The organism is Vibrio sp. RE88 (genome assembly GCF_013113835.1).
In the GTDB taxonomy this organism is placed as follows: Bacteria; Pseudomonadota; Gammaproteobacteria; order Enterobacterales; family Vibrionaceae; genus Vibrio.
Genome location: NZ_VTYQ01000002.1, coordinates 206,024 through 219,761, shown reverse-complemented (window position 1 = coordinate 219,761; position 13,738 = coordinate 206,024). Strand labels below are relative to the sequence as shown.

The 13,738-nt window shown below is 44.9% G+C and carries 17 protein-coding genes and 2 pseudogenes; 4 read left to right on the top strand and 15 right to left on the bottom strand.

The genetic code is table 11. The annotated features are described in order from the left end of the window. Positions 1 to 142 precede the first annotated feature (142 nt). Entirely contained in the window at positions 143 to 724 is a 582-nt protein-coding gene (locus F0265_RS04585; protein WP_171747981.1) for a hypothetical protein, read from the top strand. Positions 725 to 1,128: 404 nt separating this feature from the next. Here F0265_RS04585 and F0265_RS04580 read toward each other — a convergent pair. Next, positions 1,129 to 1,383: pseudogene (locus F0265_RS04580) on the bottom strand (IMP dehydrogenase); the annotation flags it as partial. A gap of 155 nt (positions 1,384 to 1,538) precedes the next feature. Beyond that, complete coding sequence (locus F0265_RS04575; protein ID WP_171747980.1) at positions 1,539 to 2,237, bottom strand: spondin domain-containing protein; 699 nt, start codon at positions 2,235 to 2,237, stop codon at positions 1,539 to 1,541. Positions 2,238 to 2,941: 704 nt separating this feature from the next. Here F0265_RS04575 and F0265_RS04570 point away from each other — a divergent pair. The 3 genes from F0265_RS04570 (at position 2,942) to F0265_RS04560 (ending at position 4,189) form a co-directional block, all read left to right on the top strand. Then, positions 2,942 to 3,310: a hypothetical protein gene (locus F0265_RS04570; protein WP_171747979.1), complete on the top strand. Its 369-nt coding sequence runs from the start codon at positions 2,942 to 2,944 to the stop codon at positions 3,308 to 3,310. A 55-nt stretch (positions 3,311 to 3,365) separates the two neighbouring features. Further along, positions 3,366 to 3,695, top strand: coding sequence for a hypothetical protein (locus F0265_RS04565; RefSeq protein WP_171747978.1), 330 nt, complete (start codon positions 3,366 to 3,368; stop codon positions 3,693 to 3,695). 134 nt (positions 3,696 to 3,829) lie between these two features. After that, positions 3,830 to 4,189: a hypothetical protein gene (locus tag F0265_RS04560; protein ID WP_171747977.1), complete on the top strand. Its 360-nt coding sequence runs from the start codon at positions 3,830 to 3,832 to the stop codon at positions 4,187 to 4,189. 103 nt (positions 4,190 to 4,292) lie between these two features. Here F0265_RS04560 and F0265_RS04555 read toward each other — a convergent pair whose 3' ends face one another. From F0265_RS04555 to F0265_RS04495, 13 genes and pseudogenes are all read right to left on the bottom strand, one after another. Beyond that, positions 4,293 to 5,039, bottom strand: coding sequence for a KilA-N domain-containing protein (locus F0265_RS04555; protein ID WP_171748184.1), 747 nt, complete (start codon positions 5,037 to 5,039; stop codon positions 4,293 to 4,295). A 390-nt stretch (positions 5,040 to 5,429) separates the two neighbouring features. Continuing rightward, a complete protein-coding gene (locus F0265_RS04550; RefSeq protein WP_171747976.1) occupies positions 5,430 to 6,323 on the bottom strand; it encodes a hypothetical protein in 894 nt (297 codons plus the stop codon). A gap of 122 nt (positions 6,324 to 6,445) precedes the next feature. Continuing rightward, positions 6,446 to 8,329: a hypothetical protein gene (locus F0265_RS04545; RefSeq protein WP_171747975.1), complete on the bottom strand. Its 1,884-nt coding sequence runs from the start codon at positions 8,327 to 8,329 to the stop codon at positions 6,446 to 6,448. A 36-nt stretch (positions 8,330 to 8,365) separates the two neighbouring features. Further along, positions 8,366 to 8,479, bottom strand: coding sequence for a GpE family phage tail protein (locus F0265_RS04540; RefSeq protein WP_257001224.1), 114 nt, complete (start codon positions 8,477 to 8,479; stop codon positions 8,366 to 8,368). 29 nt (positions 8,480 to 8,508) lie between these two features. Further along, positions 8,509 to 8,796 (bottom strand): phage tail assembly protein, encoded by a 288-nt coding sequence (locus tag F0265_RS04535; RefSeq protein WP_021455669.1) that lies wholly within the window; start codon positions 8,794 to 8,796, stop codon positions 8,509 to 8,511. After that, on the bottom strand, positions 8,780 to 9,460 hold the full coding sequence (gene gpM, locus F0265_RS04530; RefSeq protein WP_171747974.1) for a phage terminase small subunit: 681 nt from the start codon (positions 9,458 to 9,460) through the stop codon (positions 8,780 to 8,782). The genes F0265_RS04535 and gpM overlap by 17 nt, the downstream gene beginning before the upstream one ends. Before the next feature lie 10 nt (positions 9,461 to 9,470). Further along, on the bottom strand, positions 9,471 to 9,836 hold the full coding sequence (locus F0265_RS04525; protein ID WP_171747973.1) for a phage tail tube protein: 366 nt from the start codon (positions 9,834 to 9,836) through the stop codon (positions 9,471 to 9,473). Positions 9,837 to 9,839: 3 nt separating this feature from the next. Beyond that, entirely contained in the window at positions 9,840 to 10,973 is a 1,134-nt protein-coding gene (locus tag F0265_RS04520) for a phage tail sheath subtilisin-like domain-containing protein (protein WP_171747972.1), read from the bottom strand. Beyond that, a complete protein-coding gene (locus tag F0265_RS04515; RefSeq protein WP_171352088.1) occupies positions 10,970 to 11,152 on the bottom strand; it encodes a DUF2635 domain-containing protein in 183 nt (60 codons plus the stop codon). Before F0265_RS04515 ends, F0265_RS04520 begins: the two co-directional genes overlap by 4 nt. Continuing rightward, positions 11,152 to 11,661: a phage virion morphogenesis protein gene (locus F0265_RS04510; RefSeq protein ID WP_171747971.1), complete on the bottom strand. Its 510-nt coding sequence runs from the start codon at positions 11,659 to 11,661 to the stop codon at positions 11,152 to 11,154. The genes F0265_RS04515 and F0265_RS04510 overlap by 1 nt, the downstream gene beginning before the upstream one ends. Next, a complete protein-coding gene (locus tag F0265_RS04505) occupies positions 11,658 to 12,122 on the bottom strand; it encodes a phage tail protein (RefSeq protein ID WP_171747970.1) in 465 nt (154 codons plus the stop codon). The genes F0265_RS04510 and F0265_RS04505 overlap by 4 nt, the downstream gene beginning before the upstream one ends. Continuing rightward, positions 12,122 to 12,570: pseudogene (locus F0265_RS04500) on the bottom strand (head completion/stabilization protein). The gene F0265_RS04505 and the pseudogene F0265_RS04500 overlap by 1 nt, the downstream one beginning before the upstream one ends. A gap of 108 nt (positions 12,571 to 12,678) precedes the next feature. Continuing rightward, positions 12,679 to 13,716, bottom strand: coding sequence for a phage major capsid protein, P2 family (locus tag F0265_RS04495; RefSeq protein ID WP_019274348.1), 1,038 nt, complete (start codon positions 13,714 to 13,716; stop codon positions 12,679 to 12,681). Between the last annotated feature and the right edge of the window lie 22 nt (positions 13,717 to 13,738).

Genomic DNA, 13,738 nt, shown 5'->3' with positions numbered 1-13,738 from the left:
CCTCCCTCCACAATAAATACATATAGTCAAACCAACAAAGACATTCAAAAAACAAATTAATAATAGCAATATTAAGGCCTCATTTAATAGAAACTAATAATGTTATCTAAGTTTCATTGTCACTTTAACATGGAGTTAGTAAGTGAAAAAAGCTGTATTGTTGTTAGGCGTATTACTATTGTCAGGTTGTGCTTCCAACAAATTCTTGCAACCAATGACTGAAGGACCTAGTGCAAAATTGCGTTTAGCATCAGTTCCTAGTAACAACAACTTTGTTGGTGTTCCGTTAAATTCTGAGTGTGTTTCCACAACCTACTTACAAGATGGCCATATGGCAATTTTAGGTACCAAAGCGAACTTAATCCGAAGCTTAAGTAGGCTGGACATGCCAGGATATGATGAGGAACTCGGTGATTCTCATCAGAACGAAGTATATATACCCGCGAACCACAAGTTTTCTTTCCAGTTTAGTAGCGTTGGAATATCTGGTATTTCACCTGGTGTAACAGACTCCGGGGGTGCTCTATACGCTTGGTGTAGAAGAATCATTAGCTTCGAACCAATAGAAAATCATAACTATGAAGCTCTTTTCAATTTTGTAGAGCTACCTAATGGTGATGAGACTTGCAGTGTAAAATTATTTGAGATTGTGAAAGACGCTCAAAAAGAATACAAAAAAGTAGAGGTTGAAAACTACTCAGTAGTACAAATATACTGCCAGTAGGCTAACTTACAACTCATCCTTTCTCGCCGAGCCTAAGCTCGGCGTTTTTCTTTAGAAAGCGTTATTCGCCTGATATTTTGATATCACTATTCTGACGGTTTCCCGTAGTTCATTTAGGCCTCAATACTCTAGGTAGAAACCACTATCGATGAACTCGAACCGCTGGATTCAATCCACTTATACTCCTTAGCAAATTCATATATAACAAGCCACACAATGCCAGCTTCTCGACTATGCACCCGCACTGATTCTGCTTGGATGTACATCCAATTAGGGTCGTAAAAGCCCACTGCTTATCGCTGTTTGTGAAGAAATTTGATGCTCTGAAGTAATTTACTGATCTTCAAGAAAAAAAGATCCGCAAAATGCGGCTCTTAACATTTCGAATTTTCCGAAATGTAGGATTACTTCTCTTTACCGAAAACGTTGTTCTCTTGCTCTTGTACTCGGATGAAAGTCGTACGCTTAGTTAGCTCTTTAAGCTTTGCTGCACCTACGTATGTGCACGTTGAACGAACACCACCAAGGATGTCTGAGATAGTGCCGTGAACACTGCCACGGAATGGCAATAGTACGGTTTTTCCTTCAGCTGCGCGGTACTTCGCAACACCGTCTGAGTGCTTGTCCATCGCCGACTGAGAAGACATGCCGTAGAACTTCGAAGGAAAACTACATACCCCATATATTTCAACAACTTAAATGACTACACATGTATATAAAAACAGTTAAAAATGGCGATAAAGAACCCTATTTGACGTAGTTTTTCAATGATTGTCGCCATTTTTGCCGCCACTTTTCGACTTTAAATTCAAGATTACTGACGTTTAAAAGTAAACGTCCCTATGTGTACACTAGTACTTCTATGAACACCATTTAGGAAATCAGTATCGGCAGCATTAGATGTTAGGAGACTAACATTGGTCTTTGGAGAACTATCAACATTCGCTGACGTAAAAGTCACACCATCATCAGTACCAGAATCATATACTTTTAGTTCAACTGTCAAATCGTCCACCCACGCTCCATTTTGGTACAAATTCAAGCTATCTACACCCACAAACCAATCTGGACTCGGAGCCACCATTGTAATAACACTAACTAGTGGAAAATCCGTGTCCACGCTAAACTGCACTTGCACCTGTGTCTGCCCAGTAGGCAATCCATTGCCTTCAATCAGCGACTGGCTGTTGCCTAAATTTTGAATGTCTCCTATTTCTGACTTAATTGAGTTAGTTCCTCCTGTTTCAGCCACTTCTTCTAGGCCAGTGGTGGCTAGAGTCCCACTTTTAAACAAACTCGCAGCAGAGTTATGCGTCATGCCAATTAAGGGAGAAAAATGGGCGTTGCTCGGATAATTTGTTGGGAAGGTTACAGAGCTCCAATTGCTCGTGAACGTTAATACATATGATGCTGATGTATTAGAATTTGAGTTAGATTCATCTCCACAGGCAACAAGACTAAGACCAAATAGAAATATCAAAACCGTTTTTGAGGTAAATTTGTTCCATTGCATATCCAATCTCCATACATTTCGGTACGTTCTTTTGTAGACCGTCTTTGTTGAGGATATATTTCACACAATGAAAACATTTAATTAACATAAATATCGCTAGGCTTAAATTCTATTGGGAGGGCTAGCTAACTTTCGTTGGGCTGAAGCTCTTTTTCTAAGTTAGAACGGGCTACTCGCCTGATACTTGGCCAACACTTTACGAACCTTCTCCCATAGCTCATTTAGGTCTCGATACTCTAGGTAGAAACCACTGCCGATGAACTCGGAGCCGCTGGATTCAAATCACGGCTTATCTTCACCTTTGCCCCCTATTCCTAATTCAAACTTCGCGCAGAACTTCAAAGAAAAATATAACAATCATTAAATATCAAACACTTTAAAAAGGTTTCATGCATATAAAGACAGTTGAAAATGACGATAAAGAACCCTATTTAACGTAGTTTTTCAATGAGTGTCGCCATTTTTTAGCCGCTCAGCCTTACCCATTTGTTAAGACTTGTGATACGAACCAGATTTAATCACAAAAATAATAGTTATCAGTATTTTTATACAATACAACAATGCGTTAGAATCTCTCCACAGCAAATCTCGCCTTTAATCTGTGGCTGTAACCAAGAAGTCATCTAGTTACAGCTCTCAAGTACAACGCTATGAACCGTTGGTGTGTTAAATGAACTTAAAAATGCTTATTCGGATCTAGTGCTTTGTTCTTAACGGCATGTAGCTCGCATGTTCAGGAACCTTTTGACACATCCGAATTCAATGGCCTACTAGCAAAGAGCTGGAAGTGTGGAACTATTGAAGATGGTTACAAGGAAGATACTGGCGATGTTCTTTCCTTTGATACCTCAGGAACCGCGAGATGGGAATTGAACAAAGATAACTTGTATGAGGTTTACGAAGAAATCAGTTTTAAACCGACCAATGAATATACAGCCTCAATCATAGTTTTTTATCCTCTATTTATGCCGAAAAAAGGTCAGAGAGGTAAGTCTAAAGTACTCTCACTCGACAACAGTAAACTTGTGTTAGAAAGCGGAGATATCGAAAAGCTGACTTGCTACAGAAAATAACCTATTCAACTTTTAACTAAAAACAAATCATAGGATCAGATTCATGCTTTCTATTATGAGAAAACTAATTTTTTTATCAGTCTTAACATCACTCAACGCGTTTGCTTTTGACACACCAGCGCAAGTTCCTATTGGTGTCGCAGTTGGCCCCAATACTGCAGTGGAAGTAAATTTCGCAAATATGGTTAACCCAGAAGGTTGCTCGTATAACGGGGCGTATATAGTTGACCCTTCACTAGACAGAGAGACCAAATCAATGATGCTGTCTACATTGTTAACCGCTAAAGCCAGTAACCAAAGAGTAAGAGTACGACTTTCCGGTTGTACCGACCGCCCACAAATTATCTATGTTTTCCTTGAGTCAACTTGGATTGGTGGGTTCTAAAGACAAACCTAGCCTTAAAGCAATGCTGTCTACTGCATTAACATCGTATTCCACGCGGAAGAGTGTTCGTATTGGTGTTACTGGAAGCGGTCAAAGCGGCGAGGCTAGATATATTAGTGCGAGAGATTAAAAAAATGATATCCAAACTAAAAACACTATTAGTATTGCTGCTAATGGTTGCTCCAATCGTGGTTTACGCCAAACACGCGACTCGTGAAGTGACGGTAACTCAACTCCATCCGATTTCAACCAAACGCCCTGTTAGCCCAAATAGTGAAAATTCAACACGAATTTACGTCAATCCAGGTGCTTGGGGGGATACAACATGTCGTCAGGATGCTGCAGACCTACTAAAAGAAGACATACATTTACTATCTATTCTATTGATGGCATGGACCACAGGAAAAAACATCAGTATCGAAGTTGATGATACAAGTATCCCATGGGGTCCAAATGAATCTGTATGCCAAGTTACGGCTTTGTCCATTAAATAGATAACTTTTTGACTTCAAATCAAAAACGCCGAGCCTAAGCTCGGCGTTTTTCTTTAGAACGGATTACATACCTTATACTTTGATAGCACTATGGGGCACACCCTCACATCACCTGACTCATCAAAGAGTTGTGGTTTCGACTTAGCGCCATCAAATCATCGACTAGCTTCTCAACCTGCTGCTGTTGCATCTGCATCCGGCCTTGAAACCCTTGGTATTCTTTCTCATCTACTAGCGCTAGGCCATGTTCTTTGGCTTGTTGCTTAAGTCGCTGTAGTTGAGGTGACTGAGTGCGTAGTTCGTTGGCTAAGTCCTGCTTTAGTATTCTTTTTGCTAACTCGTGCTCGAAGCCTTGTTCTTGTGACCAAGCATTCGTACTGAAGACAGAGTTGTAATGGATGTGGATGTTCTTTGTGGTAACGTTTTTAGCTTTGGCGAGTTCGTAGATGAGATCGTTCAGTGATAAGTCGGATGGTGGCATTGAAGATGGAAATTGCGGTGCATGATTCGTACTCATGCTATCGAATGCTCGAATCACGTTGAGGTGGAACTTAGGGCTAATCCACATCGCATATGAATAGACTAACTCTTTGCATACCCAAGTTCCGGAATTACAACCGCCTCGTTTGGTATTTACGGCAAAGTGCGAATTCGCACTTCGGGAGTTTTCACCAAAGCAGGAATTCCTGCTTTGCTCTATTTCATTAACCAGTTCTTGAGTTTGCTGGTTCTTGATAAAGATACTGGGTCGATGACGATTTAGGCCGCCACTCGCTTTGTGTAAGTCATTTAACGAGTACAAGTCATCAATTAAGCGGATGTCTTTAGATAGAATGGTTAGATTAGCCATGATGGCCTCCGAGAGCAATTTGGTTAAATCACCACTCAGAGTTCCTACGCTTTGGGTGGTGAACTGAACAGGGGTAGGAATACCGCTCTCTCGGAACACGGCCAGCCGAAGCTGCCCTGCCCAGCCCACCATAATTCAGTTGCATTTTGCCTAATAGATAAGCAAAGCCACCATGTTTAGGTGTGCCAAAGCTGCACATAAAAAAAAACCAGCAAAAAGCTGGCGTCTATGCACCGAGAGTAAATAAAGCGGGTTCCTACGCCCGGCACTGGATTTTGCCAGTGCATAGATAGGTTATCGCAGGATTTGATGAGGTGTCAATGTATCACCTCATCGTAATCGGAGTTATATCGTTATAACCATTCGTTGGGTGATAAGAGTCAGTCACACTTAAGTCTTTTGGTCTGCCTCAATACACCCAATGCCTTTTAGGGCCTCTTCAGCAGCCTTATCATCATTAGCGGCAGCTACATATGTAAGACCAATGGCGAGAGGATAAATCGCATGTTCATCAAGTTTTCCTTTTTTATTGAAGTCAACTTCTTGAGTGTCTTTTCGGAAAACATCTAAGACATCGTTATCTTCTGTTAAGGCAAAAACTTTGCGCTCATGAGTCTGCCCGTTCAACAACTTCTTAGGGTTGTAAAACCATGCAAGAAGTTCTGGTGGCCATACATACCTCATCCACCAAGTGGGATGACTAAATGTGTAAATCTCATTGATGTTATCTTTATCAGTAGGCTCGAACTTCCCTACGTATAATGCATTCCCTGCTCCCAAAGAATGCCCAGTAAGAATAAACGACGTTGCGCTTGGATTCTCACGGTCTATGTAGGATGTATACCAATCGGCTTGAGCGTAATGAAAACCTAGTGTGTCTCCGAAGATTACATCGGAAATACCACCCGTCCCTTTAAATGCAATCGCAATCACGCCATCACTTTTTCGTTTATATACTTCAGCTTCAAAGCCCGTGAACTGGTTGTCAGCACCTTCAACAAACTCCCAATTGGGGATAACAAATCTCCCTTCGCCGTTGTTGTTAACGTTGGAGGACATCATCGCAAATGGATAGGCTTTTTTGGCATAAACGACAGCACTCTTAGAATAATTTTTGCCCGGCTGATAGTGCAAATAGTCATTTTCCCTACACCCATAAAACTGCTTTAATTCTGCAATATCATGTTGATGGTCATTTGCCTGAATAATGTCTTGTTGAACAAGTCCATAATTGGTGCAACCTGTAACCAGTACTGCTATTGCTCCGATGTAAAAAGGTCTCATATCTCTTCCTTATAGATACACATGAGCATTAATCTGTCACACCCTATTAACAAATAACATCGATTTATGGAGGTTTATTCCTGAGTACGACCTCCGTCTCATTTGTAAGACAATCTCGATGTCTAATAACTCCACCCCAAACTACCCAAATCCAAATTCAGCTCGGTACCCTTTTCACTCTTAGCTTTATCCACAGTAACTGGCTTGTCTGACCTAATTCGGAGTTCTACTTCGGATTTGCTTTTTAAGGTCTGGCTAGTGAGTGGTTGGTAGGCTTGATATTGCTTTGGCGTCGTCAGATTTCCTGACTGATAAGCATGGTATTGTGAGCTGGTTGTTTCACGGCGGTTTGTTGTTTCTTCAGTGGTAATACCGAGTTTGGCGTTTTTGTCTTTAATACCATCGAGCTTGCTGTCGACCTGTTTACCTGCCTGTTCGGTTTCAATTTTCCAACCATCTGGAATGAGGGAATCTGGGAGTTTGTTGATAAGGGCTTTGAACTTCTCCCATAACCAGCCCACCTTTTCCCCTACCCACTTGATGACCTTATCTAAGCCAACAAACTTATCGACTAAGTAAGTTATAGCGATAATCGCTGCGCCAACCGCTGCCACAATCATCCCAATCGGGTTAGCCATGATCACGGCGTTTAGGCCAATCATCGCAACTTTAAAGATGGCGAGTGCCGCCACAATGCCTTTGAAATTTTGCGTTACCCAGATAAGCCCTTTACCTAAGAAAGCAAAACCTCGATACAGGCCGTCGACGGTTTGAATGAGCTTTTCAATAAACTCGGTGCGCCACTGCGCGTTCTTAAACTTGTCTGAGAAGCGGGTAAAGACTTTGGTGACTTTCTCCATCACTGGCGCGAGTGCAGCAAACTTCATTGAACGAACACTTTCCTGAATTTTCTGCAGTGCATCGTTGTATGCTTCTGCCTTTGCAGCGTCTTTAGCGCTTGCACCTCCGCCAAGAGCGTTAAGCTCTTTACGTGCAGCAGTTAGCCCCTGTGTACCTTCGCGGAGCATGATTAACATTTTGCGTCCGTCCTGCCCGAACGCGGCATCGGCAAATGCCATCTGCTCTTGGGGTGACTCTAGCTTTGAAAATGCATCAAGCAGCATTTCGTAGGCTTGCTGGGTATCTTCTGCTCCCTGTAAGTCTTTATGGAGTGAGTTACCGCTTTTCTTAAGGAATGAACCCAGTGCTCCCGTTCCTGTCTCCTGCAATACACCTAAGCGTTTAGTAAACCTGAGCATAGAGCCAGACAGCGCATCGCTTTCAACGCCTGCATGATTGGCTAGGGATTGCATGGCTTGCAGCTCTTCAATTGGCAGGTTCAGGTTACCGGCAACTTTCGCCAGTTTGTCCATCTCGTCTGCAGTACTGTTTACCTCTGAGACCAATCCAGCCAAGCTGACGCCACCCAATAAAGCGGCACCCTTCCCTACCGTGGCAGAGGCAACATTTGGTAAACGTATTGCACCATTGAGCTTTTGAATGGGCTTCATTGCACCCTGTAAGATCGAGTACTTCTTGCTAAGGCGCGCAATCTCTTGGCCGTGCTTCTTGTAACTTCGATTTAACCGATCGCTTTCGCCTTCCAAGTCATACATTTTCACGCCTGTCTGGCTAAGCTGTTTACCTAGCCGAACCAGGTTGTTCTTGTAGCTCGTTTGCTCTGCGTTGAGCTTATCTAACTTATCCTGCTGTTTGCTGATCTTCTCTGTCAGTGCAGCACTTGGGCGCGTCGTCGATGCCGCTTTAGCTTTGAGTTCGGTGAGCTTTTCATTAGTGGCTGCAGCAATCGCGAGGGCGTTCTTACTTATCGCTTTCTGCGAGCTTTTGAATGATGTGATCATACCTAGCGCAGCGGTGTCATCTGCCTGCGCCTTTTGTACCTTCTTGATGACCTTTGCGTAGTGATCAGATTCGCTAGAGATACCCTTGAGCGGTGCGGATATCTTGTCTTTAATCCCCATCACAACTGACAGATTCATTTTCATGGTGATATCCCTTAATGGTGATACAAAAAAGAGAGCTTATTCGCTCTCTTTCCGTTCGTGTCTTACTCTGGCTTTTTCTCGAAACAGCAATAAGTCTTCGTAGCTAAGCCTATCCAATTCGCTTGGCTGCCAGCCCAGCACTACTGCTATGTCTGCGTAGTAGTCTTCAACGTGTTCGATTACTGTTTCGTGTTGACGAAAAAAGAGGCGATTTCAGTCAGTACTGGCGCCCAGTTCTCTGGCGCTAAGTTGAGCATATCTCGCTCATTCAAGCATGTGATTCTTGGCACCAGAATCTGTCCTGTTTCGAAATCCATCTCACACACTTTGATGAGGTTTAAGCCCCGCAAGTTGCCCGAGTGAGGTTTGGTGATTTCAAGTTCTTCAATCATCTCGCCATCTTTCTCATGCGGTACTGCCAACTTGACCTTTTTCACTTCACTGCTGTGTTTAATTGGTGTCGCCATAGCCCAGTTCTTCCTTCAGTTCTTTGAGTTTGGTTTTGCAGCCGCCTTTGTCTGGGTCTAGCTTCATCACCTGTTCATAGAGTTGGTACGCCAGTTCGCGTTCGCCTTCTTCGTAATGCCAGTCACCGACCAAGCGATACATTTTCACTTTCAGTGGTGCATTGGTCGCGAGCTCACCAGATTGCAAATCTTGCACAGCATTGAGCAAGTAACTACGTTCATACTCTTTGTTATCTTTGTGAGCTTCCAGCGAGTAATTGAATACATAGCCGCAATAGGCAGTCTGGCCGTTCATTTTCCAGTTGTGTGGTGTTTCCAGCCCAGCACCAATGGCATTGCGGAAATCTTCGTGAATGGTTTCCAGTAGTCCCAAATCGACATGCCACATGAAGAACCACCACAAGACATCAAGATTGGCGTAATTGCCCTGATGTGTTTCGAGCAGGGTTTCGACGATTGAGCGGTACTTCTCGATTAAAGACTCTTTGAATGGGGCCTTCTCCTTTGAGCCCGCTAAGGTTCGAACGTAAGACAAATCTTGTTTGAGCATCAATTGGATTTCTTCCCAGGGCTTACTCAACGCCGATGGTCGATTCGATTGTTCTACTGGCACGACTTTAGGCTTGTTGGTAAGCGCCTGACGCTTCATGAGTATTGAATACATGGCTCGCTCCTTATTGTGGGATCAGCTCGTAGCCATAGAACATGACTTCCAGCTGCCCTTCCTTCACGGCCAACGTGAGCGGGTCGCCCACCCACGCATCGGTTAAGGTGTAGGTTTTGCCACTGTTCGTCTCGAGCGTGATGTTTTCATCGACGAACTTTTTAATGGTATCTTCATCTGTATTGCTGGCGTGGGCGATGACGCACTTAATGGATGGCGCCTCTTCATAAGACTCGCTGTGGCCAAGCACACCATCGTCACCCATAACTGGTTCACGCTTGAGATTACCGAAGTTGATTTCCGCGCCTTCTTTGATTGGTAAGCGCCCCAATGAACCGGCATTAAGTACCGCGCGGCTAGTAATTGTTGTTCCCATGGCTTACTTCCTGAATTGAATCTTACCTGCAACGATGATCAGTCCATTCACGAACTGCGGTGAATCCTGATAGTTGATGCGTTGTTTGTTGGTCTGGTCGAGCTCGACAATCAAAGACTTTTTGTAGCCATCAAAATCTTGCACGATGCCCTGATATTCCAGCTCCCGATATAATGCGAGCAATTCACTTTTGAACATGCTTGGCGTAACAATGACCTGACCGGGCGCAAACTTGGTACCGTCCTTTGCGACTTTGTGGCGCGCGTATTTACTCAGGATGCGTGAACGCTGCTTCTGGCGGAAATACATTGCGGTCGCCGGTGTCATGATGTCGAGGTAACTGTTGTCGGCGATACCTGACGCATTCTCGGTATACGCAGTAACGGGGCGCTCAATCTGCACTTCTTTGCTCGGCGTGACCGTGTAAGTCCCCATTCCTTCATGAAGCAGTAAGTTACGCTCTGCCCAGTCGAATTCTGTTTCTGCCGTTGAATACACACCACTCAACTTGAGGGTTTGCAGTGGTCGGCATGGGTCATTGGCCAATGAAGGGGCAATTTGCCCTGCCCAAGCAGCAACAGCTTCTGCATCCGACAACACCTGATTCGATGAATCACCCAAGCTATCAATTGACATAAAGCTGATCAGAGGACAATTGCTTTTCGAACCAAAGGTCACCAGCTCCGAGTGTGTGCCTTTCTTTGGTAGATACGCCAGACCAGGGATTTGATTGAGCGCGTCGTAGCGCTTTTCCAAGAACTCGCCCAAGTCACGAATAGTGGTCTCGTCATTCAATGAACAAATGATGTGGTGATACTGCTTATCGCCCAGCGCTGCCAGCGCAGACATGGTGTCATTACTGGCCACACTCACTGCATACACGGGCATGGTTTCATCCTGCTTGCGGAAGAACTTCACCATCTTAACGATATCTGAGTTGCCAAAGTGCTCAGCGGCTTTTGCATCATCCATGCAAAGCTTTACCGTGTTCGCCCCTACCGCGGCACCATCGGCGGCATTACCAATCACTAGGCAAAGTTGCTGGTCTTCAGCACTGTTAGCCAGGCTGTTATCAATCTCGACATACATGCCCGGAATACGAGCATTGCTCGGCACTTCTGAGAAGCTGATACTCATTCTTCAGTCTCCTGTTTTTGTTGTTTCGTCTTAACCTCAACAACGGATTTATCCTTAATTCGGCGTAACCAGTAGGTATTGCGCGGTTTCACTTCTCCCGCAGCTTTCAGCGGTTGTCTGGTTTCAGGATCTCGAACCAGTAAGCCTTTGCTGCTCGGCTTAACCTTAAATGTTCGCATTAGGTTGCATCCTCTAGTGCAAAGTGTTCTGCAGCCATCGCCAACAACTCTTTTTCGAGCTGTGGCGTCCAGCCGATAAACGTACGTTTGGGCATGTGATAACTTCGTTTAGTGAGCACCCCGCCCTGCCACTGGCCCACCTTCGAATCGAAGAAGCCGTTTACCCTTGTGGTGAAAGAGAGCTGAGCACCTTCATTGTGCTCACGGCCAATGACACCCGCAGTGCCCTTTAGTCCAACCTCAAACCCTTTGTCACTGGCTCGTGTTCGTAGTGCCTGAGCAAAACCCAACAGCATATCTTTGTTGTTGGCTCCATCATCAAGCTGAGTCTTTGGCCTTCGGCTTTGATATGGGTTGTTGTTAATGTCTCGCTGCGCTCTGATTTGCTGCCTGAAAAACTGCCGAGCTCGATTTGCCATCCGGCGGTTTAAGTCATGCTTTTCAGACGCTTTCATAACTAAAACATCTACCAACTGGGTCAGCTGTTCTGGGCTTTCTAGGGTCTTCATGGCAAGTCTTTGGTATGGCCAACGAAGTAAACCAGCTCATTCAGTTCATCCGCCTGCACAGCCGCCTCAAACTCGCTGATACACTCATATAGGGTCCCTTGCTGCTTCCAGTTTCCTTGCTCACTCTCTGCCAGTGAGTAGCTTTCTCTCAGGTCGATTTTTATCTTGATGTCACATTTGCCACCATCGAGTACCTGAGTCGCAAACGTCGGTGCTGGTAAGCCTTTCTCTGTTCGTTCCGGATCATGATTGTTGAGCCAGTTCACCAAATGCATAAATAACATGTGCGGTTTTAATCTCGCGTTCTGAACAAAAACAATGGCTGTATATTCCAGCTCATAACCGTCGACTAGTGGTCCTTGACCACAAAACAGAGCACCATCTTCTACCCAGATATCTAAGCTCGTTGAATCAATAACGTGGCTTTTAAACAACTCCGTGAGGCTATGCAGGGCTTTCATCACACCACCTCAAAACAGTAGGTTTCGTGACCGTTAATGAGCAGGTCGATAGCCTGGCGATGTTGGACTTCGCAATGCTGTTTCTTGTCTGTTAACGCTTTTGTCGCTGCGCTGCTTCCGCTGTGGCATCTCCACTTAACTGAATGCCGATCAACTCACCGGCTGTTAAAGCAAATACCGCCTGCTTGTAGAGCGTTGCGCCTGCTTCTTCATCTTCAAACTGATCCTTAGAAAGTGCGTTTAGGTCATCGTAAAGCGCCATAATGCACTCCAACTCTTTATGTACTTTGATACGCGACACGCTCGCTTGATGCAGAATGCCTGCCTCTGTTTCATTGCTCATGAAATGAAACAGAGACTGAAACTCTGCCAGCTTCAACGTCGGATACTTTGCCGTGGCTGGCAGCTCTGAGTCGTAGGTTTCGCTTTTATCACCGACAAATTCCATCATGGTTCCTCGAGAGAAATGCGGGCAGACAAACACTGAACTCTGCTTCTGCCAAGGCTTCACAGATTGAGTGTTAGAGCCCGCATTGAGGGGGTGGTCGTTTAAGGGCTATACCCAGTTTTCGCCAATCTTCAGTTTGACGTTCTTGAATTCCATCGCGGCTGCTTTGCCGATTTCTTCAATGACGTAAGCCATGTTCATCGACTCGAAGTTTTCGATCTGGTCTTTCTCGTCGTTCTTCTTACCCATTGAGCGACGAATCGAACCTTCCTGAATGTAGATAGACAGGTTGTCGTAGCTGGTCACCATAATGCCGGTTGATGGGAAACCCGGAACCTTCACCGCAGGCAGACCGCCGTAAGTCCCGATGACCTGTACTTCCTGAATCTTGCTCTTCTCGCTTGGAGTATTGCCATGCGCTTCGTAGAACTTCGCTTTGTCGTAAGCCAACAAGTCAGAGCCGATAATCGCAATCAGGTTTGAATCGTTTTCGCACGCATCGTGAAGCAGGTTCTTGGTGTTGAGCACCGCTAAATCGAGATTAATGAAGTCACCACCTTCACCGATTCGGATCTCACCGGAATTCGGCACAATTTCGGTGATGTAGCGCTCGGCGTTGTGGTCACGCATCGCCTGAAACCAACCTTTGTTGACGTCTTCGCCGTTTGGATTCGAGCTCGCATTTGTGTTCTTTTCTACGCGTTCACCGTACCAACCAATGGTGATTTTGTTAGCGTCAATTTGCTCACGCGTATGAGCTGAGATGATTGAGTTGAAGCGCTTGTCGTGCGCCCAGGCATCAAGTTTGTCGTAACGAATAGCGGTATCGAAATTAGTCTGCTCACACATATAAGGCATCGCGCCCATGCCTGAGTAGTCTTTCGGTACACGGCGTCCTTCACCAGAAGTATCGGTGCGACTGGCAATCATGCCCGTTACGCCCAGACCGATGGATTCGCCTTTCTGGTTCTTCACCGGAATGATGTTGATCTTCTTCAGGAACCAGTTGCTCTCTCGCATCTGGCCAATGATTTTTTGAGTGCCGTTCGGCGTGACGTTAAACTTCTGGGTCGCGTCATCCACTTCATTTTGCTCAGCGACTTTCTTCACGTAAGCATTGAGCTTGATTTGCGTTTGTTTCTGCATAATTTTACCTGTTTCTCTTCGT